1 protein-coding gene is annotated in these 1166 nt (G+C 79.2%); it reads left to right on the plus strand.

The features are described from left to right. Positions 1–1166, plus strand: a 1166-nt coding sequence (locus tag ACWEVO_RS36860) for a transcription antitermination factor NusB (RefSeq protein ID WP_452312003.1), incomplete at both ends; no start/stop codon positions are given.

The following is a 1166-nucleotide window of genomic DNA, read 5'->3' on the forward strand; positions in this document are numbered from 1 at the left end:
GCGCCACGACGCCGGGCGGCCCCGGGACGGCGAGCGCGGCTCGCGGTACGGGTCCGGCCCCCGCGCGGAGGACGCCGGCCGCGGCGGTGAGCGGTCCCGTGCGGTCCGCGGACCCGTCGGCGGGGACCGGGCCGAGCGCTCCGGTCGGCCGGCGCGGGAGGGGCGCTTCGGCGGCGGCTGGCGGCCGGCGCGGCCCGCCGTCGACCTGCCCAGGCACGTGGCGTACCAGGCGATCGCCGCGGTGCACCGGGACGACGCGTACGCCAACCTGGTGCTGCCGGCGATGCTGCGGGACGAGGGGCTGAGCGGCCGGGACGCCGCCTTCGCCACCGAGCTGACCTACGGCACGCTGCGGCACACCGGCACGCTGGACGCGATCATCACCGACGCGGCCGGGCGGGACGTGCAGCGGATCGACCCGCCGGTGCGGGACGCGCTGCGACTCGGGGCGTACCAGCTGTTGCACACCCGGGTGCCGGCGCACGCGGCGGTCTCCTCGACGGTGGACCTGGTCCGGGCCGTCGGCCCGGGCGCCACCGGCTTCGCCAACGCGGTGCTGCGCGAGGTGGCCGGCCGGGACTCCGACGGCTGGGTGGCGAAGCTCGCCCCGTCGGTCGAGACCGACCCGATCGGGCACCTGGCGCTGGCGTACAGCCATCCGCAGTGGATCGTGCGGGCCTTCGCCGACGCGCTCGGCGGCGACCTGGGCGAGACGACCCGGCTGCTGATCGAGGACAACGAGCGGCCGCCGGTGCACCTCTGCGCCCGGCCGGGGCTGGCCGATCCGGTCGAGCTGGCCGACGAGGTCGGCGGGGCGCCGGGCGCCTTCTCGCCGTACGCGGTCTACCTCTCCGGCGGCGCGCCCGGCGAGCTGTCGGCGGTGGCGCAGGGGCGCGCCCACGTCCAGGACGAGGGCTCCCAGCTGGTGGCGAACGCCCTCGCGGTCGCGCCGCTGGACGGCCCGGACGGCCGCTGGCTGGACCTGTGCGCCGGTCCGGGCGGCAAGGCCGGCCTGCTCGGCGCCCTGGCCGCGCAGCGGGGCGCCCGGCTCACCGCCGTCGAGGTGGCCGAGCACCGGGCCCGGCTGGTCGCCCAGGCCACCCGGGGGCTGCCGGTCGCGGTGCTGAACACCGACGGGCGCACCGTCGGCGCCGACCCGAAGCTGC

Source organism: Micromonospora sp. NPDC003776, from assembly GCF_053605645.1.